The 391-nt window shown below is 37.3% G+C and carries 1 protein-coding gene; it reads left to right on the top strand.

The window, feature by feature from the left end; translation table 11 throughout:
- Positions 1-40 precede the first annotated feature (40 nt).
- On the top strand, positions 41-391 hold a 351-nt coding region (locus E3E37_RS11440; protein ID WP_240921988.1), incomplete at its 3' end, for an EamA family transporter.

Here is a 391-nt window from a genome sequence, read left to right as displayed (position 1 = left end):
AAACGTTAAGTTTTTAAGCTAATTGAAGAAGCTAGACCACATGAACACATTGATGCTTGGAGTGGTATTATCACTGCTGTCGGCATTTGGCTGGGCATTTTCCTCAATACTGCTAAAGCTCAGCATGAAGAACAAAAGCGCCGTAACCGTGAATATAGTGAGGCTTTATATTATTGCAGTAGTTTACGCAATTTTCTTCACAATTAATGGAAACTGGAAAGAAGTCTTAAACATGACACCTCTTCAGCTTTTGGTTGCCTTTATCTCTGCGCAATTTGGATTTGTTATTGGTGATTACTTTTTCTTTAATGCTATGAAGATTATGGGAGTCTCAAGAACAGTTCCCATAACTTCTTCTTATCCACTTTGGGCAATTTTATGGGCTTATTTG

The sequence above is a fragment of the Thermococcus sp. ES12 genome, assembly GCF_012027515.1.
GTDB lineage: Archaea > Methanobacteriota_B > Thermococci > Thermococcales > Thermococcaceae > Thermococcus > Thermococcus barossii.
This window is presented reverse-complemented; position numbering and strand designations above follow the sequence as displayed.